The sequence below is a fragment of the Parapusillimonas granuli genome (assembly GCF_013416525.1).
GTDB lineage: Bacteria > Pseudomonadota > Gammaproteobacteria > Burkholderiales > Burkholderiaceae_B > Parapusillimonas > Parapusillimonas granuli.
On record NZ_JACCEM010000004.1, the window covers coordinates 414290 to 435070 of the forward strand.

The following is a 20781-nucleotide window of genomic DNA, read 5'->3' on the forward strand; positions in this document are numbered from 1 at the left end:
GGCACGTGGGAAATCCATGGCCAGTCGCTGCCAGACGGCCTGGTAGGCCTGCACCATGGCGTTCAGGCTGTAGCGGGCCGCCACGCTGTTGCGGCCCCGTTCGAGCCGCTCGGCGTGCCCGGGAGCGGAAAGGTCGAGCACCGCCGCGCCGACGGCCTGCGCGAGCGACCGCGGATCGCGCGGCGGCACGACCCAGCCGGCATCGCCGACGATGGCGGCGGCGTCGCCCACGTCCGTCACCACGCAGGCCACGCCGCTGGCCATGGCTTCGGCCACCACGTTGGGAAACCCTTCCGCGCGGCTCGACAGCACGTGGACATCCAGGCCGTTCATGAGCGCCGGCACGTCGTCGCGGCGCCCCATCAGTATCGTGCGGCCGCGCACGCCATGGCGGTCCAGCAGCCCCGCGAGCTCGGCATTGGCGGCGTCCATGCCGTCTCCGATCAGCACGCAGCGCAAATCCGGCTGCGTCTTCAGGCAAAGAGAGAAGGCTTCGATCAGATTGGCGTGGTCTTTCAGGGGATTCCAGCGCGCGACGGCCCCGATCACCGGCGCATCACGCGCCACGCCCCATTGCGCGCGCACCCGCGCCCGGGCGTCGGCGTCCGGACGCCAGCGCGACAAGTCATAGCCATTGGGAATGACGAGCAGGCGGTCGGACCGGTAGCCCCATCCACGGTGGCGGTCCGCGGCATCCCGCGCGCAGCTGACGATCACCTGCGGCACCAGGCCGGACAGCCAGGCGCAAACCCGGGGCAGCGCCCGGGCCGAGCGGCTGCCCTTGCTCAGGTCCGCCCCGGAATTGCGTATGCCCCAGGATACCGCCTTGATTCCCGCCAGCCGGGCGGCCACGCCCCCCAGCAGGTCCGCGTGATACATCCACGTCTGCACCACGTCGGGCCGCAGCTCGCGCAGCAGCCGGAACAAGCGCCACAGGCCTTTCACGGCGCCTTGCTTCATGTGCAGGGCGTGCACGGCAATGCCCGCCTCACGCAAGCGCGCGCCGAACACGCCCTCGTCGCCCAGCGAGACCACGATATGTTCCTGCGCCTGCTCCGGTGCCGTGACCAGGCGGTGAAGAACCGTCTCGGCGCCGCCCTGGCCCAGGCCCGAAATGATATGGACGACGCGGATGGCCGTGGCGGGACGCTGCGCCGCGCTCATGCCGGCCGCTCCGTGTCGGCCGGCTGCATCGCGCGCGCGAACACGCCGTCCCACTGGGCCAAGATGCCCGGCAAGCCGTAGCGCTCGCGCACGGAGGCCGCCGCGCGGCGGCCCATGACATCGCGCAGCGTGGGGTCGCTCATCAATTGCTCCAGGGCGTTGCACAGCGCGGGCTGGTCGCCCAGCGGAGCCAGCAAGGCGTACTTGCCGCCCTCGCTGATCTCGCGCGGGCCGCTGGGGCAGTCGACGCTGACGCACGCCCGCCCCAGGGCCATGGCTTCGAGCAGCACGTTGGGAAAGCCCTCGACTTCGGACGTCATGGCGAATACGTCCGCCTTGACGACTTCTTCCCAGGGCTGCTCGGTGCGCCCCGGCAAGGAAACCCGGGACGCGAGGCCCGATGCTTGAACGAGCTGCTCGAGATTCTTTCTTTCAGGCCCCTCCCCCCATATGACCAAGTCCCAATCGGGATAAGCCTCGGCCAGGGCCGAGAACGCCTGGATGAGGGCGTCGAAGCGCTTGCTGGGCACCAGCCGGCCCATGCCCAGCAGCCGATAGCGCCGCGGCCAGGACACCACTTCGGCCTGGCCGACCTCGTCGATGCCGGGCGGCAGCGGGTTGGGCACGACGGCGATGTCCTTGAGCCCGGGCACCATGGCGCGGAAGGCGTCCACGCTGTCCCGGGACTGCAGCACCACGGTGGTCGCGCGGGGATACAGCGAGCGGCGCAGCCGCTTGAGCGTATCGCTCGCGCTGCTGCTGAATGCCGGATTGGTCCGCTCGCAAACGATGACGGGGATTTTCATGCCGCGCGTGGCCGAGAGCACGACTACGTTGACGTTGGTCAGGAAGGATACGATGACGTCCGGTTCGACCTCCCGGATCAGCCGCCGGACCGCGAACCACTTGCTGACGCTGGGCAGCAGCCTGCGGCCCAGCCAGCTCATGCGGTCCGCCAGCCAGACCAGGCGCACCGCCGGATTCAGGTGATAGAAGCAAGTGCCTTTCCTGGTATAAGTGGGCACCAGCGTCACGCTGTCGCCGCGCCGCGCCCATGCGCTGGACAGGGTGGCGGCCACTCTTTCCGCGCCGCCGGCATGCATGGAGCTGACGAAGAACAGTATTTTCATGTAGGCCTCACATCGGCGGCCCGGACGGAGTCCAGCCATGCCTGCGTCATCAGGACGCCCCACAAATGGGTGCTCCAGTCCTGTTCATTCCGTTGGTGTTCACGCCATTTTCGCAGGATGGGGCCGGAATGGAACAGGCCCTCGCGATTCAGCCGCGCCGGGTCCAGCAAGGCATTGGCCCACTCGTTCAGCGGCCCGCGCAGCCAGGCGGCCAAAGGCACGGAAAAACCCTTCTTGGGGCGGTCGACCAGCGCCTGGGGCACGTGGCGGTACAGCACCTGGCGCAGCAGCCACTTGCCCTGCCCCGACCGGATCTTGTAGGACAGCGGCAGGCGGCGCGAGAATTCCACCACCTGGTGATCCAGCATCGGCACGCGGGTTTCCAGCCCGACCGCCATGGCCGCGCGGTCGACCTTGACCAGAATGTCGTCGGGCAGATAGCTCAGGATATCGAGCAGGGACATGGTTTCGTGGAGGCCCCCTTCGATCCGGGCGTCGAAGCAGGTTTCGGGCAGTTCCGCGCCCACCACCGCTTGCGCCGGATCCTTCCAGTACGAGACGAACTGCCGGTAGAACAGGCCCTGGCTGCTTGCCGCCAAGGCTTCGGACAGTTTCTCCAGGCGGTCGCGGCGGCGGCCCGCCGGCATCATGGCCGCGCCCGACCTGGCGGCGGCGGCCAGCGTGCCGTGGGCGAAGCGCGGCAAGCGCTGCCGCTTGCGCCACCAGTCCGCCGCCCGGAAATAGCGCGCATAGCCGGAAAACAATTCATCGCCGCCATCGCCGGAAAGCGCCACCGTGACGTGCCGCCGCGCCATGCGCATGACGAGCGCGGTCGGGATTTGCGAGGAATCGGCAAACGGTTCGTCGTACAGTTCGGGAAGCCGGGGCACGACCGCCAGGGCGTCGGCCGCGCTCACGTACATCTCCGTGTGCTCCGTTCCCAGGTGGCGGGCGACCTCTTTGGCATGCCGTGCTTCGTCGTAGGCGGGATCGTCGAAGCCGATGGCGAAAGTGCGCACGGGCCGGGACGACCGGTTTCGCATCAGCGCGACGATGGTGGAAGAATCGATGCCGCCGGATAGAAACGCGCCGAGCTCGACGTCCGAAATCATCTGCCTGCCCACGGCCGTCGACAGGACTTCTTCCAGCGCATCGGCCGCCGCGCCGTCGGACTCGAAGGACAGCATGTTGCCGCGCGCCGCCGCGCTGACGCCGGCGGCCGACCAATACGCCGTGGCGGCGGGCAGCGCGCCCGTCCGCAGGTCTGCTTCCGTCAGCGTGAGCCGGTGCCCGGGCATGAGCTTGCCGATGCCGCGGTAGATGCTGTATGGCGCGGGAATATAGTTGTGGCGCAATAGCAAAGACAGGGCGCGCCGGTCTATGCTTGCGTCGAAGCCCGGCATGGCCGTGATGGCCTTGAGCTCCGAGCCGAAGACGAAATTCCCCGCCGCATAACCCAGGTACAGCGGCTTCTCGCCCATGCGGTCCCGCATGAGGCTCAGGCTGCGCGTCCGGCGATCCCACAGCGCGATGGCGAACATGCCGGTCATGGCCGCCAGGGACCGTTCAACGCCCCAGGCCGCGAACGCCGCCAGCACGGTTTCCGTATCGGAATGGCCGCGCCATGCGGGGGCCTCGCCGCGCGCCTGCAATTGCGCCCGCAGTTCCAGGTGATTGTAGATTTCCCCGTTGAGCACCATGACGTAGCGGCCGCAGGCCGACACCATGGGCTGATGCCCGGCCGGGCTGAGATCCAGGATGGCGAGCCGCACATGGCCCAGCGCGATGCCGGCCTGGGCGTCTTCCCAATACCCCTGGCTGTCGGGGCCGCGATGCTTGATGCGCTCGCAGCCGCGTTCGACGACGGGCCGCTTGCCCGGCAGATCGCCCCAGATTCCTACGATTCCACACATAATAAATTTCCCCACAGCGCCATCACCCTGGCGACCGAAAAACGATCGCGCACGTCGACGGCGCGCCGTGCGTAGGCTTCGCGCTTTTCCGGATGCGCCATCATATCGGACAAATGCGCCGCCAAGGCCTCCGCATCGCCCGCCGGCCGGACCAGCACGCCGTCTATGCCGTCGCGGATGATTTCGCGCGGGCCGGTTTCGCAGTCGAAAGCCACCGGCGCCAGCCCGCTGGCCATGGATTCGATTAGCGTGTTGGACAGGCCCTCGACCCGCGAACTCAGCACATAGAGGTCGGACTGCAAATACCAGTCGGCCACGTTGCCGGCCCGGCCCGGCATGCTCACGCGGTCGGACAGGCCGGCGGCGTCGATCTGTTCCTGCAGCGCTTCGCGGCTCTCGCCTTCGCCCAGGATGACCAGGTCCCATAAGGGGAAATGGTCCGCGATTTCCTGGAATGCCGATATCAGCAGGTCGAAGCCCTTGTGCGGGTGCAGCCGCCCGACGGCGAGCAGGCGAAAGCGGCCGTTGCGCCGCGCCGGCTCCAGGCGCGGCTCCGCGCTTTCTATGGGCCAGCGGACCGCGTTGGGAATGACCGCGAGCCGGCAGCCCGGCACGTGCTCTTGCAGCCACTGCGCCGTGCCGGCCGTCAGCGCCACCACGGCGGCCGCCCGCGGATAGGCGCGGCGGCGCAGGCGCAGCCAGATCTCGGGCAGCTCCTGGGACGGCGGATGCGTATGCTCGGTGGCGATGACCCGGCAGTTCAAGCCCCGCGCGGCCTCCACGGCCAGCACGGAAGCCGTCGTCATCATGCCCAGAACCACCGAGGGGCGCAGGCGCTTGATCAGGCGGCGCAACCGCCATACGCGCCTCAGGTTGGCCAGCACGCCGCTCAGGCCGCCGCCGGAATACCCGGCCGTGCCCAGGACGTGGCGCCTGACCTTGGGGTGCAGGGAATAGGCGTCGGTGTCGGCGGCCGCCTGCGTGACCACCGTCACTTGCCAGCCCAGCTCGACCCAGTATGCGCTGATGTCGGCCGCAACGCGTTCAGCCCCGCCGCCGCTCAGGGAATGGATGAAGATCATCAGATGGGCGGGAACGGATCGATTACTCAAGACAATACCTGTATCCATGAAAAGAGAATGCCCGGCGCCTGCGGCGTGCGGCTACGGCCGGCGCAGCGCGACCGCCACATAGCAGGCGTACGATAGGGCATACATGATGCTCGTGGCCAGCATGATGCCCGCGGCGCCCATCGACGGGGCCAGGAGGGGGTTCATGACCGCCTTGAGCGCGAAATTGGCCACGGCGATGGCGGCCATGATGCGATAGCGATTCTGGCTGGCGAGCAGCTGGACCAGGATCAGCACGCCGAAATAGAACGGCATTTGCAGCAGCCCCCAGCGCAGCACCTGCGCCACGGCCTGCGTATCCTGCGCGCCGAAGGCGCCGCGCTCGAACAGCAGCGCCACGCCCCAGGGCGCCAGCGCCCAGCCCAGCAGGGTGACCGCGCCGCCCGCCAGCAGCATCAGCGCCGACCACTTCAGCGCCGTCGCGCGGGCTCTTTCGGCATCGCCGCGCTGCTGGATGTCCGCCAGCACCGGCAGGGCCGCGCGCCCGACCGACGCCGCGCCGACTCCCAGCAGCAGGGACAGCAGGCGGGTCGCATAGCCCAGGGTCGCGTTGGCGTTCGAGCCGAGATTGGCGGCCGTGTATTGGTCGATGGGCCCGACGAAGCTCATGGCCACCTGGCCGATGAGCATGACGCCCGCCGCCTTGACCAGATCGGGCCAATGGTGCGAGCGGAGCGCCAGGGCCGGCCGGCCCCGCATGCCGTCGGCGCGCGATGCCAGCTGGAACAGCCAGATCGACTGGATCAGGTAGCCCACCAGCGTGCCCCACAGCAAGGGCCCGACGTCGGTCACCACGCCGGCCAGCATGACCCATATCAGTATGACGACCGCCGGCACGCTGTCCAGCAGGGTATTGATGTGGCGCTCGTGGGCCCGCAGGCGCGCCGCGCTGATCCCCGTCATCAGGGTCAGCAGGGCCGCCGGGGCGAACGCAAGCATGAGCTCGCCGCTCATGCGCGCGGCCTGGGGCGACAGCCCCGCCCCCGCCCACCGCAGCACCCAGGGCCACGCCACGTAGAGCGCCACCGCCAGCACCGTGCCCACCGCGATCGTCCAGCCCTGGAGCTCGCCCAGGAAGCGCGCCCGCTCGGGGCGCGCTTCGCCGCGCGCGCGCACCAGCACCGGGATCAACACCACGGACAGCGCGCCCACCAGCGTGATGGGCAGCCAGTTGGCCATCGTCATGGTGAACTGGTAGGCGTCCACGGCGTCGCTGATGCCGTAGCGGTAGGCCACCGCCATTTCCTTGAACGCGCCGGCGGCCTTGCCCAGCAGCAGGAAAAAGGCGACACGCATCGCCCCCTGGGCAATGCGCCGGTGGTCGGAATGCAGGCTGGACAGGCGCTGTTTGAGCGTTTTCAAGTCAACGCAGGAATTGCGTGTACCAGGGCATGGCGACTTCTATCCCTTGCACGATATTGTGCATGGGCTCGTAGCCCAGCAGTTCCTTGGCCTTGCTGATGTCGGCTTGCGAATGGCGCACGTCGCCGGCGCGGAAGTCCCGGTACACGGGCTGCCTGTCGTACACGATGCCGTTGTTGCCCAGCGCCTTGGCCAGGTAGTCGAAAAGCTCGTTCAGGCTGGTCCGGGCGTTGACCGCCACGTTGTAGACCTGGTTGATGCCTTCGGGCTGCGCCAGCGCCGCCAGGATGTTGGCCTGCACGACATTGTCGATGAAGCAGAAATCGCGGCTGGTTTCGCCGTCGCCGTTCACCACGACGTCTTCGCCGCGTATCATCGCGGCGATCCAGGTGGGGATCACGGCGGCGTAGGCGCCGTTGGGGTCCTGCCGCTTGCCGAATACGTTGAAGTAGCGCAGCCCCACGCTGCCGAAGCCGTAGGAGCGGGTGAAGACGTCGGCATACAGCTCGTTCACGTACTTCGTGACGGCATATGGCGACAGCGGCCTGCCGATGCGTTCTTCGACCTTGGGCAGTTCTTCCAGGTCGCCGTAGGTGGAGCTGGATGCCGCATACACGAAAGCCTGGACCTGGGCGTCGCGCGCCGCGACGAGCATGTTCAGAAAACCGCCCACATTGACCGCGTTGGTGGTGATGGGATCCTTCAGCGAACGCGGAACCGAACCCAGGGCCGCCTGGTGCAGGACGAAATCCACGCCGTCCACCGCTTTCCGGCAGGTATCGAAATCGCGGATGTCGCCTTCGACGAAGGAAAAATTCGCCCATTGCTCGGGGGTCACGGTCTTCTGGACTTCGTCCAGATTGTGGCGATACCCTGTGGCGAAGTTGTCCAGGCCACGGACTTTCTGGCCCATGACGAGCAGCGCTTCGAGCAGATTGGACCCGATGAAGCCGGCGCAGCCGGTGACCAGCCAGTTCTTGGGCTCGGCCCGCAGCGCCGTCGTGACTTCCTGATATCGATTACTCATGGCAAAACCTTTCTGACGTTTGATGCCCCGCCTCAAAGGCGGATGTCGGCCTCCTGGGCCGCAAGCACATACTTCAAGTCGTACAGGACGTGCTCGGGCTTGCCCAGGGCCCGAATGGCGCCGACGCCCATGGCGGCGAACTGGTGATGGGCGACGGCAATGATGATTCCATCGTAGGCGCCCTGGGCGGGATTCGCAACCGGCGTGATGCCGTATTCGCGCACGGCTTCCTCGGGGTCCACCCATGGGTCGTGGACGTCGACCTCGATGTTGTATTCGCCCAGCTCGCGCACGATGTCCACGACGCGCGTATTGCGCAGGTCCGGGCAGTTCTCCTTGAAAGTCAGCCCCATCACCAGCACCCGCGAACCCTGCACCTGTATGGAGCGCTTCGTCATCGCCTTGACCAGCTGCGACACCACATAGCCGCCCATCGAATCGTTCAGGCGGCGCCCGGCGAGGATGATCTCGGGGTGATAGCCGATGGACTGCGCCTTGTGCGTGAGGTAGTAGGGGTCGACGCCGATGCAATGCCCGCCCACCAGGCCCGGCCGGAAGGGCAGGAAGTTCCACTTCGTGCCCGCCGCCTCCAGCACCGCCTGGGTGTCTATGCCCAGCTTGTTGAAGATCAGGGCCAGCTCGTTGATCAAGGCGATGTTGACATCGCGCTGGGTATTCTCGATGACTTTGGCGGCCTCGGCCACGCGGATGGACGGCGCCTTGTGGGTGCCCGCGACGATGATCTCGCCGTAGAGCTCGTCGATCAGGCCGGCCACTTCGGGCGTCGAGCCGGAGGTCACCTTCTTGATGGTGGAAACGCGATGCGCCTTGTCGCCGGGGTTGATGCGCTCGGGGCTGTAGCCGGCAAAAAAGTCTTCATTGAACCGCAGCCCCGAGATGCTCTCGAGCACCGGCACGCAGACCTCCTCGGTGGCGCCCGGATACACCGTGGACTCATAGATGACGATGTCGCCGCGCTTGAGAACTTTTCCTATGGTTTCGCTGGCGCGGATCAACGGCGTGAGATCGGGCTGCTTGTATTGGTCGATGGGCGTGGGCACGGTCACGATGAACACATTGGCCCGGGCCAGGTGCTCGGCCTCGTGCGTGAACTCCAGATGCGTCGCCCGCGCCAGTTCCCCGGGGTCGACCTCGAGCGTGTGGTCCCGACCTTCCTTGAGCTCGGCCACTCGGCGCATATTGATGTCGAAGCCCAGTACCGGGCGCTTCTTGCCGAATTCCACCGCCAGGGGCAAGCCCACGTAACCGAGGCCGACCACCGCAAGCTTCACGTCTTGAATCTGCAATTTTGTATCTCCCGCGCTGCGCGCTTTAACGAAGAAATGAGAGGGGTTGCGGCGCTATTTGCGCCTGACGTTGCGCCCTATGGACGGCAACAGCAGCCACGAAGGCCGGCGCCAGGAAACCAGGCGCGCATACAGCCATAGATAAGCCAGGGAGAACGCCGCGATGCTGGCGCACAGCACCCAGGCGTTGTCCCACCAGATGGTGGCGGGCACCAGGCCGATGAGCGCCAGGAACCACAGATACGGAGAGGTCATGGCGTTGCACAGGGCGGGCACGGCGTGGCGGCGATCGCGGCTGAACGTGACCCGGACCAGGCGCCGGAAAACGAGCTGGTGCAAATGGAGCGCATCGGGCTGGTCCACCGGCGTGCCGCGCTTGAAGCGGCGGCGCCAGATCGAGAACATGGTTTCAAAAACCGGGTAGAACAGCACGGCCAGCGCATAGAAAGGCGACACGCTGGGATTGCGCACCACCAGCTGCACGGCAAGCTCGGCCAGCATGAATCCCAGGAAATACGCGCCGCCGTCGCCCAGGAAAACCCTGCCAAAGGGGAAATTCCAGACCAGGAAACCCAGGGTGGCGGACGCAAGGGCGGCGGCGATCAGGAAAATGGGGATGTCCTGAACCTGCAGCGCGACGAGCGCCAGCGACGCCGCCATGAGCGTGGCGATCATGCCCGCCAGGCCGTTCATGCCGTCTATGATATTGAGCGCATGGGTACAGCCGCCCACCGCCACCATGGTGAACACCAGCGACACCGGCCAGAACGACAGCAGCCAGTCCGCCCAGCTCCAGCCCACCCGGGAAACGCCCCCCAGCAGCCACCACGCAATCGCCGCCGACGCGAACGCGGCCAGCAGACGCTTGCCGGAACCGACGTCCTTGGTGATGTCTTCAAGCAGCCCGGCCACGAAAACCGGCATGGCCGCCACGAACAGCACGGGCCACAGCCAGGTCAGGGTCATGTTGCTGGGGCCGAGCACGAGCAGCCCCGCCAGGCTGCCGGCGACCACGGCCAGACCGCCCACGCGCGGCGCCGCGCGCGCGTGCATGGCCTGCGGCTTCTTCATGTCGGAATCGCCCGTAAAGACGCCATGCCAGCGCTCGGACGCCACGATCAGGCCCCCGACCATGAAGGCGACGATACAGATGTAGAACCAGGTGAATGATTCCCAGAGCTTGAGCGAAATCACGTAATCCCTATAGACGTTGAGGCAATGACATTATCGGCCCTATTTGTAACAGGGCGCCTTCCGGCACCGTAAAAAGTGCAACAAGAAATGTAAGCACAAAACAGCGGGTCACGCTATGGCTCTTCGAGCCTAAGGGACTGAAAAACATAAAAAAAAGCCCGAGATCGTGAGATCTCGGGCTAAATCCACCAAAGGAGGAGGGTGGAGGAGACAACCTGGGCATGTCGGGCTACCAGAGCATTTGCTCGAGACCGCGTGACTGGGGTTTACCCTTGCAATCACGTTTCGACATCCGATAACTAAAGTATATAGCGATTATTTGTGCGTTGCAAGAAAAAACCGCTGCAAAGATGTAACTTTTTAAGTTTGTGGTCTTTTTACAAAAAACCGTTCATAAAAAAGCGTCACCGTAACTTAGAGTTTACCCCAGCCGCCATTCTTTTACAAATTACCGGCCGGGGCCGCTAAATACGGTACGCCGTGACCGTCATGACCTTGGACATGAACCGCATGGCAAGCTTGACCGGCGCCGGCAAGGCATCGGCCCCATGCGTCTCGGCCGTGTTGCGATGCTGGATTTCGTCGTCGCGCATCTGCACCACGATACTGCGCGAACGCTCGTCTGTCTTGGGCAGATCGACCAGATGGCCGTCCAGGTGCTGTTCCACCTGCCTCTCGGTTTCGGCCATGAAGCCCAGGTTCCTGCCGGTGCCCGCCCGGCTTGCCGCCATGCCCAGCGCGAACGAGCCGGCATACCAAAGCGGATTCAGGAGGCTGGGACGGCTGTGCAGTTCGTCCAGGCGCTGCCGGCACCAGGCCAGGTGGTCCACCTCTTCGGCGGCGGCGTCATACAGGACGTCCCGGATTGCTGCGTCGCGACAAAACATCGCCTGGCCGCGATACAAGGCCTGTGCGCAAATTTCGCCCACATGGTTTACCCGCATCAGCCCCGCGGCATGGCGCTGCTCTTCGGACGTCAGGGCGGCGGCGTGGTCGTCGGCCCGGTGCCGGCCCGCGGGATTCGGCCGGCTCGCGTGCACGGACCCGTCCAGAATCTGCACCGCCCGGCCGATTTCCGAGAGCAGCTTATCGACCGTGCCGAGGCGCCTGGGGTCAGACACCGCATGGGGCCCGACCCCGGAATTCACACTATTTTCGACCGTCGACATTCGTATTTCCTTTCACGGTTGGGGCGTCCGCCCCGGCCAGCAATGAGCGGGGACGGCGGCGCTCGATCATAAACCAGGCCAAGGGCAGCAGGATCGCCCAGGCGACCAGCCCGCGGCCCGCGATTTCCTGGTCGCCCAGCAAATATACATTGCACAGGCGCGCGGGGTATTCCTGATACAGCAAGCCCACGATCGCCGTCATCCAGGAAAAATTGCCCAGGAAGAACACGACGATGATGGCATTTGCCCGGCGCAGCGAATGAATCAGCAGCATGCCGGCCAGCACCAGGGTCGCGTACTTGAACCCCTGGGACGCCGCCGACGTCACCGCGTCGTCCAGTGAACGGGGAATCATCCAATAGGCGCCGATGAAGCTGAACAGCAGCAAACCCGGCAGGCCATGCTCATTATATTTGCCGAGCGCGGCAAATGCCGAGCCCGGCCTTGCGCCCTTGGGCGAGCCGGCGCCGGCCAGGCCCGCGGCCGCCCACGCGCCCGCGGCAATCAGCATGGGAATATGGACCAGCATGTGCCAGGCCATGGACCGGGTCAGGAACCCATCCAGGACCCATGCCGCCGCCAGCAGCAGCAAAGCGGCGCCAAGATGGAAGCGGCGCGCGCGGCCCGGCCCGGTCATGCCGCGGGCTCCGCGGGCGGCTGCCGCAGCGCATCCAGCAGCCGCTCCGTTTCGCCCAGATCGACGATGCGTTCCAGGCGGCCCTGCGCGGAAACGACGTGGTAGGCCGCATTGTGCTCATACTGGCCCAAGGGCGCGGGGATCACCACGATGCCGAAGGCGTCCAGCAGCGCGCGCAACTGGGCCGGGTCCGCGGCCGTGGCGAACGTCCAGACGGCCGGTTCCACGCCCATGCCGCGCGCATAGCGTTCCAGGCGCTCCGGCGTGTCCGCCGGGTCGAAGCTGATGCTCAGCAAGCGCACGCGGTCCGCAAGGCCTCGTTGCAGGATTTCCGATTGCAGGCGCTGGTATTCCGTGCCCATGGCGGTGCACAGCGACACGCAGCGCGTATAGATGAAATTCACGACGGCCACGCGGCCGTCGCGGCGCAAGCGCTCCAGCAGCCCGGCCCCCAGGCCCCGTTCGTCCACGAGCATGGCGTCCGGCAGTGCCTTGGGCTCGCGCGCGATATCCGCCCGCCGCGCCGCTTCGCTGGTCAGCACGGTGAATCCGTCGGTCTTGGCCGAAATGGCGCCCAGCCCCAGGACACAGGCCAGCGCCGCGGCGAGCACGGTCCTCATGCCGGATCACCGCAAGGCGGCAAGGTCCGCGTCGCCGTTCCAGGGAGCGCTGCGATCCGCGCTGGCCTGGCGCGCGGCGGCTACTTCCGCGGCCTTCACCGCGCCGGCGGAATTGCCGAAACTGCCGCGGATATGCGTCAGCACCGCGGCGATCTCTTCATCGTTCAGCTTGTCCTTGAACGTCGGCATGCTTCCATCGTATTTCGTTCCGCCCACCGTCAGGGGCCCCATCACCCCGTGCAGCACGATCTGTATGCCCGCATCGGGCGCTCCTTCCAGCCATTCGGATCCCGAAAGCGGCGGAAACACGCCCGGCAAGCCCTTGCCGGTGGCTTGGTGGCATGCCACGCAGTGGGTGGCGTACAGCTGCGCGCCGTCGACCTGCGCCGTGCCGGCTTCGCGCTGGAAGTCGGCCGCGCTGCGCCAGTCGCCGTACGAGGACGGCTGCGCCTGATAGGTGTAGCCGATATAGCCGACGGCCCACAAGAATATCGAGGCCACGATCAGCACCACGATCATGGGCACGGGCCTGCTGCCCTCATAAGGTTCGGGCATCTCGCGCGACTGGGCGGCGATTTTCCTCTTGAAACGATGCGGCATCCTGTTCTCTCCAATGACTTCATTGCGTCCGGCGGCGCGGCGGGGCATGCGCGGCGCGCGCCGCTATCTGTCCGGGCCGGGCGGCGGCTTGACGGGATAGCTGCGGTCCAGGGCAAGGAGGTAGGCGACCAGGTCGAGCGCTTCCGGACGGGCCACGACCACCTGCCCCAGCGGCGCATATGCCGGCGGCAGGTTCACCACCCGGTCGCCCTTCTCGGCCTTGTCCTTGACTTCGAAGAGATAGGGATAGGACGGCATGATGCTGCCCGGCGTGTAGGCGCGCGGCTGGTAGAGGTGGCCCAGGTTCCAGTCGGCGCTGGGCTGGCGCGCGCCTATGTTCAGCAAGTCGGGGCCGGTGCGCATGGTGCCCAGCAGATGCGGCCGGTCATAGAAATAGTCGCCGGCGACCGGCGCCCTGCCCCAGCCCCTCTGGAAGTCGGGCGCTTGCGCCCGGGCCCGGGGCTGCTGCGTGTGGCAGTACACGCAGCCGTTCTCGATGTACTGCCGGCGGCCGCGCAGCTCCGCCGAGGTATAGTCCTTGAGCCCCGGCGACGGCTGGACGTCCGACAGCTGCACATAGGGCACGACGACCAGGGTCGCGGTCGCCAGCGCCAGGGTGACCATCGCCCCGCCCAGCAGTTTGTATTCGTTTTCCATGCTCAGCCTCCCACCACGCCGCCGGCGGCGACGGGAACCTCGACGGGCGGGAGGGAATCCGCACGGTTTCGAAAGAGCGCCGGGCCCACGCGCTTGCGCCCGTAGCGCAGCGCCATGGCGCCGAAATGGAAGGCGAACACCAGGTGGCCCAGCGTCATCAGGCCGCCCCCCACGCTACGCGCCTCCAGATAGGGAATCGTGACCTTGACGGACTCCATAAAGCTTCGGCTCGCGTCCAGCATGGCCACGCCCTGCAGCCATCCGCCGATGGACAAGCCCACGAAATAGACGCCGAAACCCAGCACCACCAGCCAGAAGTGCAGGGAGATGAGACGCGGATACGGCCATTCCCACGCCATCACGCGCGGCATGACGAAATAGATGGCGCCGAACATCACCAGCGAAAAAAACCCGTACAGCCCCAGGTGGGCGTGCGCCACCGTGAAGTGGGTGAAGTGCGTGACCGTGTTGATGCTGCGCAAGGCCTCGAAGGAACCCTGCACCGAGCTGAGCGTGTACATCATGCCGCCCAGCACGATGAACCGCAGCGTGGGCGAATACAGCAGAGTCTTGAAATGACCGCGCATCGTCAAGTGCTGGTTGACCGAGAACGCCAGCACCGGCACGATCATCATCATGCTCTGGACGATGGACAGCGTGATCAGCCACCCCGGCACCGGCCCGCCCACCAGGTGATGGCCGCCGACCTGGCCATAGAAGAACGCCAGCGCCCAGAAGCCCAGCAGCGACAGGTTGTACGATTGTATCGGCCGGCCGATGATCTTGGGCAGGAAGTAATACACGGAAGCCAGGGCGATAGGCGTGTAGAACAGCCCCAGCACGTTGTGGCCGAACCACCAGTTCATGGTGGCCTGCTCCACGCCGAAATGCACGCCCGGCAAATTGCCCACCAGGAACAGGACCGGAAACCAGAACAAGGCCGCGCCCATGTACCAGATGGATACGTACAGGTGCTCGGTCTTCCGGTTCTGCAGCGTAAAGACCAAGGGCAGGCCGATGAGCGCCCCGCCGATCACGAACAAGATGTCTATCTGCCAGGGTATTTCCAGCCACTCCAGCCCGTCGCTGATGCCCGCCGCCACGCTGCCCAGGCCGGCGATCAGGGCGGCATTCCAGAGCATCGCCCCCAGCAGCGCGAACCTGCCGCCCATGAGCTCGGTCTTGAGCAGGCGGGGCAGCGTCCAGTGCGCGATGCCGAAGGCGGCCATGGGCGCCCAGCCATAGGCCACCATGTTCAGGTGCAGGGTCCGGATGCGGCCGAAGGTCAGCCAGGCGTAGTCGGTGAGGAAATCGGGCTGATGCAGCTTGATCGAGCTGATCAGCCCCGCCGCCGAGGCCAGTATCAGCCAGGCGACGGCGCAGGAAAGAAAGACGAAGGCCACATAGGCGGTCGAGCGGTCCGCCCGGACGCGCTCGGCCAGCTCGCGGGCCTGCGTCACGCTGTCCACCGGCGCGCCCGCTCCGGAAACCGGCCCTTCGCCGACGGCGCGCTGCAAGGCTTGATGCTGCGCCGGCGTGGCGGCGGGCTCTTCGACCTTGCCGATCTCCCCTTCGGAAAATATGACTCTGGCGGCCGCCGGATCGGCGTCGAACAGATGCCGGCGCAGGGACCAGATGAAAACGAACAAGCCGGTGACGGACAATATGAAAGTCAGCAGCAGTATGGTGATGGTGCTCATGCGGATGCGTCTCTTGATTGCGGATACCGCCCGCTGCAACGCTTCGTTCCAGCTGCTTATATCGTAAGGCGATATTTATGCGGAATGATACCGGAGAGGCCAAGCCCGCCACGCCATTACCCTACGCATGATGCAGTTATGCGGCGAATTGCGCAAAGGCCGCGGATGCGTCAACATTCAGTCTGCACGATTGTCGATACACACCAGGAACAAGCATGGAATGCACGATAGACTGGGGCGGCCCGGACGGCATGCTCTTCGTTGCCCGCACGGGCAGCGGCCACGTAACGGCCATGGACGGCGCCCCCGACGGCGGCGGGCACAATCTCGCCCCGCGCCCCATGGAAATGCTGCTGGCCGGAACGGGCGGCTGCGCGGCCTACGATGTCGTATTGATCCTCAAGCGCAGCCGCCAGGCCGTCACCGACTGCCGGGTGACGCTCACCGCCGAGCGCGCCGAAACCGATCCCAAGGTATTCACCAAGATCCATTTCGCCTTCGTCGTCAGCGGCAAGGGCCTGTCCCAAACCGCCGTCGAACGGGCCGTGAAGATGTCACACGACAAATACTGCTCCGCCTCGGCCATGCTGGCCAAGACGGCCGACATCACGCATTCGATCCAGATTCTGGAAGCCTGACGCCGCCCCTGCGATACGTGACGAAGTCGAACGCCAGGCCGTTCTCTTCCGGCTGCGCAAGGCGTTCGACTTCCGTCCAGCCCGCCGGCAAGGGTGGAAAGAAAGTGTCGCCCGCCACCTCGGCGTGCACTTCGGTGGCGATGATTTCCTCGGCGATGTCCAGCGCCGCCTTGAAGACCTGTTCGCCGCCGATCACGCAGACGACTTCCGCATCGCGACAGGCCGCGAGGGCGGATTCCAGGTCGGGATGCACGGTGGCGCCTTCGGCGGCGAAGCCCGGGTCGCGGCTGAGCACCAGGTTGGGGCGGCCGGGCAGCGGGCGGCCCAGCGAATGCCAGGTATTGCGGCCCATGATGATGGGTTTGCCCAGGGTGACGCGCTTGAAATGCTTGAGGTCGGAGGGCAGGCGCCAGGGCAGCGCATTGTCGCGGCCGATCACGCGGTTGGCGGAATAGGCGACGACGAGTTGGACGCGGGCGTCGGGCATGGCGATATGTTCCGTATGTCGGTGGGCGGCGGTCAAACCGCCATGGGCGCGGTCAGCGGCGCGTGATGTCGGTAGCCCTCCAGCGAGAAGTCGCCGGGCTCGATTCTTTCCAGCCATTCGGGTTCGTACCGGCCCGTTTCGGCATAGTCGGGGATGCGGTCCGACAGCGCCAGGCGCGGCGCCGGGAAGGGTTCGCGCCGCAACTGCTCGCGCAGCATGTCCACATGGTTCTCATAGATGTGCGCATCGCCGATGAAATAGGTGAACCAGCGCGGCTGGTAGCCGGTCAGGCGCCCGACGAGGTGCAGCAGCGCCGCGCCTTCGGTCAGGTTGAAGGGCGTGCCCAGGCCGACGTCGTTGCTGCGGATATACAGGCAAAGGGAAATTTCCTTTTTCTCGACGTTGACCAGGAACTGGTAGAGCAGGTGGCAGGGAGGCAGGGCCATTTCCTCGAGCTGGGCCCAGTTCCAGCCATGAAAGAGTATGCGCCGGCTGCCCGGATCGCGCATGATGGTGTCCAGGCAGGCGCGCAGCTGGTCCACGGCCTTGTACAGCAGCGCGCTGGCCGTGCCGCCCGCGTTGCCGACCAGGCCGATCTGCGCATAGCCGCGGGCCAGGGCGTCGTCGATCTGCGCCGCGCTGTGCGGCAGGCTGGTGTCGATCAGCTTGTAGGCCGGCCATTCCCGCCACTGGATGCCGTATACGGGCCCCAGGTCGCCCTCTTCCAGCCGGTAGGGATTCGCCAGCCACTGGCGGTTCTCGTTGGCGTTCTGGTCCCATACCTTGCAGCCCAGGGCGTTGAAGTCGGCCGCGTTCCGGCAGGCGCGCAGAAAGCCCACCAGTTCGCCGATGGCGGACTTGAAGGCGAGTTTCTTGGTCGTGACGGCGGGAAAGCCTTCCTGCAGGTCGAATCGCATCATCGCGCCGGGAATGCTGCATGTGCGCACGCCGGTGCGATTTTCCTGCCAAGTGCCGTTGTCGAAAATGTTCTGGACCAGGTCGAGGTATTGCTTCATATGCTGTAGTTTCCGCCTTGACTCAAGGCCACAGTATAGCCAGCGGCGGCCCATGGCCGCAGGGGGCCGTCAGGCGGTCGCCCCCGCCTTGCGCATGAAGGCCCATAGCGCCCGGTGCAGCGAGTACGCGACATTGAAGCGTATCCACCCCGTATCCGCCTGCCCGGGGTCGAAGTAGGATCCCGGCGCCAGCCATATCCCGTCTTTCAAGGCCAGTTCGGCCAGTTTTGCCGAGCCCTGCTCGCGCCACGGGCCGGCGGGCCGAGCCCACAGGAACAGGCCCGCCTGGGGCCTGCTGTACACCTCGAAACCGTGCTCGTCCATCAGGGCGCCCAGTTCGTCGTGCGCCTCGCGCAGCCGTTCCTGCACGCGCCTCAGGTGAGCCTGGTGCCGGCCCTGCCTCAGCACTTCGTGGACGGTGCGCTCCATCATTTCCGGCGTCGTCAGGCCCAGCGTCATCTTGGTCTTGGCGAACTCCTTCAGCAGCTCGGCGTTGGCCACCACATAGCCCACCCGCATCGAGGGCATGATGCTCTTGGAGAAACCCGACACATACACGACCCGCGCCGTCCCGCCCATGGCGACCAGCATGGGGCCGATGCCCGGCAGCAGATCGCGCGACACGTCGTCCTCGATCACCGTGTAGCGGTATTGCTCCGCCAGCTGCAGGATGCGAAAGGCGTTGTTCATGCTCAGGCTCGTGCCGGTGGGATTCTGCAGCACGGTGTTGACGAACACCGCTTTCACCTGGTGCCTGGCGGCCAGTTCTTCGAGGGTGCGGGTGCACAGGCCGTCCTGGTTGCGCGGCACGCTGAGCACCCGCAGGCCCGCCAGGCGCATGGTTTCCAGCAGGTTCGCATAGCCCGGAAACTCGGCGAGCACCACATCGCCCGGCCGGAACAGCGTGCGGATCACGATGTCCAGCCCCTGGGTGGCCCCCTGGGTCAGCAGCACCTGGTCGCTGGCCACCTGCAGGCCATTGTGTTCGAGCGCATGCCGGATATGCTCGCGCAAGGGAAAATAGCCATAAGGATGACCATAGCCGGCAAGCTGCTTGGGGGAAGTGCGCGACACCTGCCGCAGCGCCTGGGACAAGCCGGCCTCGTTCAGCCATTCTCCGGGCAGCCAGCCGCAGCCGGACTTGATGGGTATGGAGTGGTCAGCGAAGACGTCCGCCAGCAGCCAGGACGCCCCGATCTTGGGCGGCGCCCACGCCGACACGGGCGCGGGCGCGGCGCCCGCAGGCGCCCTGCGGGCCGCGGCCGCCACCCGGTAGCCGGAGCCCGGCCGCGCCACCAGCCAGTTTTGCGCAACCAGGCGGCTGTAGGCCGCCGACACCGTGAAGGTGCTCAGGCCATGCGCCTTGGCGAACTTGCGCACCGAGGGCATGGCCATGCCCGGCCTCAACAGTTGTTGCCGGATCGCGTTTTCCAGCGCCTCGACGACCTGCTCCACCAAGGAGGGCGCATGCTTGCGATCACGCACGGGCTCGAAAAACCGCATTGCTTCCCCAGAATCAGCACAGTTATCATCATTCAAACAATACAGTCATATCGATTTTGGTCGACTGTATATTTATTTGCAAGTCGGGGCGAACGAGAATAGGCGGACACCAAGCCTACCCCCTTCGTTTTCGCCTGTCGAGGTAACCATGACCAGTAACGCGAATCTCCCGGATCTGTCGAATCTGTGGATGCCTTTCACCGCAAACCGCCAGTTCAAAGAGCATCCACGCCTGCTGACCAAGGCCAAGGGCATGTACTACACGGCCGCCGACGGCCACCCGGTGCTCGACGGCACCGCGGGCCTCTGGTGCGTGAACGCGGGCCACGGCCGCCAGGAAATCATCGACGCCATCGCCCGGCAAACCGCCGAACTCGATTACGCGCCCAGCTTCCAGCTCGGCCACACCGACTCCTTCCGCGCCGCCTCGGCGGTCGCCCGCCTGATGCCGGAAGGCATGGACCGCATTTTCTTCACCAATTCGGGGTCCGAATCCGTCGATACGTCGCTGAAGATCGCCCTGGCCTACCACCGCGCGCGCGGCGAAGGCCAGCGCACCCGCCTGATCGGCCGCGAGCGCGGTTACCACGGCGTGGGGTTCGGCGGCATCTCCGTCGGCGGAATCTCGCCCAACCGCAAGACGTTCTCGGGCGCCCTGCTGCCCAATGTCGACCACCTGCCGCACACCCACGACCTGTCCAAGAACAAGCATACGCGCGGGCAGCCGGCATGGGGCGAGCACTTCGCAGACCAGCTGGAAAGCATCATCGCCCTGCACGACGCCTCCACCATCGCCGCCGTCATCGTCGAGCCCCTGGCCGGCTCCACCGGCGTGCTGATCCCGCCCAAGGGCTATCTGGAAAAGCTGCGCGCCATCACCGAAAAGCACGGCATCCTGCTGATTTTCGACGAAGTCATCACGGGCTTCGGCCGCCTGGGCGCCAACACCGCCAGTGAATTCTTCGGCGTGAAGCCGGACCTGATCACCATGGCGAAGGGCATCAGCAACGCCGCCGTGCCCGCCGGCGCCGTCGCCGTCCGCCGCGAAATCCACGACACCATCGTGGGCGCCGCGGCCAGCGGCATCGAGTTCTTCCATGGCTATACCTATTCGGCGCACCCGCTGGCCACGGCCGCCATCCTGGCCACGCTGGGCATCTACGAGAAAGACCAGTTGTTCAAGCGCGCCGCCGGCCTGTCGCAAAAGTTCGAAGACGCCGCCCACAATCTGGAAAACGCCCGCCACGTCATCGACGTCCGCAACCTGGGCCTGGTCGCCGGCATCGAGCTCCAGCCACGCGAAGGCGCGCCGGGCGCGCGCGCGGCCGAGGTCTTCGCGAAATGCTTCGACGCGGGCGTGATGGTGCGCTACACCGGCGACATCATCGCCGTCTCGCCGCCGCTCATCATCGAAGAACAGCAGATCGCCGAGATCTTCGAAACGATAGACAAGGTATTGAAAACCGTGGCGTAAAGGCGGCTTGCGGGGGCGCGTGTTCGGGCCACTGGCCCGAGCGCCCGCCCCCG

General features: G+C 66.1%; 18 protein-coding genes and 1 pseudogene. 2 read left to right on the plus strand and 17 right to left on the minus strand.

Features of this window, described 5'->3' with window-relative positions; genetic code table 11:
• Positions 1-150: 150 nt before the first annotated feature.
• The 14 genes and pseudogenes from H0A72_RS22430 to H0A72_RS09675 all read right to left on the minus strand — a co-directional run.
• Positions 151-1164: pseudogene (locus tag H0A72_RS22430) on the minus strand (glycosyltransferase); the annotation flags it as partial.
• Positions 1161-2294 (minus strand): glycosyltransferase family 4 protein, encoded by a 1134-nt coding sequence (locus tag H0A72_RS09615; RefSeq protein WP_180154850.1) that lies wholly within the window; start codon positions 2292-2294, stop codon positions 1161-1163. The gene H0A72_RS09615 and the pseudogene H0A72_RS22430, both read right to left, overlap by 4 nt.
• Complete coding sequence (gene asnB / locus H0A72_RS09620) at positions 2291-4207, minus strand: asparagine synthase (glutamine-hydrolyzing) (RefSeq protein WP_180154851.1); 1917 nt, start codon at positions 4205-4207, stop codon at positions 2291-2293. Before asnB ends, H0A72_RS09615 begins: the two co-directional genes overlap by 4 nt.
• Positions 4192-5289: a glycosyltransferase family 4 protein gene (locus H0A72_RS09625; RefSeq protein WP_180154928.1), complete on the minus strand. Its 1098-nt coding sequence runs from the start codon at positions 5287-5289 to the stop codon at positions 4192-4194. Before H0A72_RS09625 ends, asnB begins: the two co-directional genes overlap by 16 nt.
• Before the next feature lie 81 nt (positions 5290-5370).
• Positions 5371-6699 carry a murein biosynthesis integral membrane protein MurJ gene (murJ, locus tag H0A72_RS09630; RefSeq protein ID WP_180154852.1) on the minus strand — a complete coding sequence of 443 codons (1329 nt, stop codon included), beginning with the start codon at positions 6697-6699 and terminating at the stop codon, positions 5371-5373.
• Between the two features lies 1 nt (position 6700).
• Entirely contained in the window at positions 6701-7726 is a 1026-nt protein-coding gene (locus tag H0A72_RS09635) for an SDR family oxidoreductase (protein ID WP_180154853.1), read from the minus strand.
• A gap of 32 nt (positions 7727-7758) precedes the next feature.
• A complete protein-coding gene (gene tviB, locus H0A72_RS09640) occupies positions 7759-9033 on the minus strand; it encodes a Vi polysaccharide biosynthesis UDP-N-acetylglucosamine C-6 dehydrogenase TviB (RefSeq protein ID WP_180154854.1) in 1275 nt (424 codons plus the stop codon).
• 54 nt (positions 9034-9087) lie between these two features.
• A complete protein-coding gene (locus H0A72_RS09645; protein WP_180154929.1) occupies positions 9088-10167 on the minus strand; it encodes an MraY family glycosyltransferase in 1080 nt (359 codons plus the stop codon).
• 524 nt (positions 10168-10691) lie between these two features.
• Positions 10692-11396 (minus strand): 2-polyprenyl-3-methyl-6-methoxy-1,4-benzoquinone monooxygenase, encoded by a 705-nt coding sequence (coq7, locus tag H0A72_RS09650; RefSeq protein ID WP_180154855.1) that lies wholly within the window; start codon positions 11394-11396, stop codon positions 10692-10694.
• Positions 11377-12033 carry a hypothetical protein gene (locus H0A72_RS09655; RefSeq protein WP_246436912.1) on the minus strand — a complete coding sequence of 219 codons (657 nt, stop codon included), beginning with the start codon at positions 12031-12033 and terminating at the stop codon, positions 11377-11379. The genes coq7 and H0A72_RS09655 overlap by 20 nt, the downstream gene beginning before the upstream one ends.
• Positions 12030-12653, minus strand: coding sequence for an SCO family protein (locus H0A72_RS09660; protein ID WP_180154856.1), 624 nt, complete (start codon positions 12651-12653; stop codon positions 12030-12032). The genes H0A72_RS09655 and H0A72_RS09660 overlap by 4 nt, the downstream gene beginning before the upstream one ends.
• Positions 12654-12659: 6 nt before the next feature.
• Positions 12660-13253: a c-type cytochrome gene (locus H0A72_RS09665; protein WP_180154857.1), complete on the minus strand. Its 594-nt coding sequence runs from the start codon at positions 13251-13253 to the stop codon at positions 12660-12662.
• Between the two features lie 63 nt (positions 13254-13316).
• Positions 13317-13910 carry a cbb3-type cytochrome c oxidase subunit II gene (locus tag H0A72_RS09670; RefSeq protein WP_180154858.1) on the minus strand — a complete coding sequence of 198 codons (594 nt, stop codon included), beginning with the start codon at positions 13908-13910 and terminating at the stop codon, positions 13317-13319.
• A gap of 2 nt (positions 13911-13912) precedes the next feature.
• Positions 13913-15610: a cbb3-type cytochrome c oxidase subunit I gene (locus H0A72_RS09675; protein ID WP_180154859.1), complete on the minus strand. Its 1698-nt coding sequence runs from the start codon at positions 15608-15610 to the stop codon at positions 13913-13915.
• A 215-nt stretch (positions 15611-15825) separates the two neighbouring features.
• On the opposite strand from H0A72_RS09675, the gene H0A72_RS09680 reads away from it, so the two are divergent.
• Entirely contained in the window at positions 15826-16248 is a 423-nt protein-coding gene (locus H0A72_RS09680; RefSeq protein WP_180154860.1) for an OsmC family protein, read from the plus strand.
• Here H0A72_RS09680 and H0A72_RS09685 read toward each other — a convergent pair.
• The 3 genes from H0A72_RS09685 to H0A72_RS09695 all read right to left on the minus strand — a co-directional run bounded on the left by H0A72_RS09685 (position 16217) and on the right by H0A72_RS09695 (position 19254).
• Positions 16217-16735 carry a dihydrofolate reductase gene (locus tag H0A72_RS09685; protein WP_180154861.1) on the minus strand — a complete coding sequence of 173 codons (519 nt, stop codon included), beginning with the start codon at positions 16733-16735 and terminating at the stop codon, positions 16217-16219. The two genes, H0A72_RS09680 and H0A72_RS09685, sit on opposite strands and share 32 nt — an antisense overlap.
• A gap of 32 nt (positions 16736-16767) precedes the next feature.
• On the minus strand, positions 16768-17751 hold the full coding sequence (locus H0A72_RS09690; protein ID WP_180154862.1) for a thymidylate synthase: 984 nt from the start codon (positions 17749-17751) through the stop codon (positions 16768-16770).
• Positions 17752-17820: 69 nt separating this feature from the next.
• Positions 17821-19254 carry an aminotransferase-like domain-containing protein gene (locus H0A72_RS09695; RefSeq protein ID WP_180154863.1) on the minus strand — a complete coding sequence of 478 codons (1434 nt, stop codon included), beginning with the start codon at positions 19252-19254 and terminating at the stop codon, positions 17821-17823.
• Positions 19255-19402: 148 nt separating this feature from the next.
• Here H0A72_RS09695 and aptA point away from each other — a divergent pair, with 148 nt between their 5' ends.
• Positions 19403-20728, plus strand: a complete 1326-nt coding sequence (gene aptA, locus H0A72_RS09700) for an omega-aminotransferase AptA (RefSeq protein WP_180154864.1) — start codon at positions 19403-19405, stop codon at positions 20726-20728.
• The last annotated feature ends 53 nt before the right edge of the window (positions 20729-20781 follow it).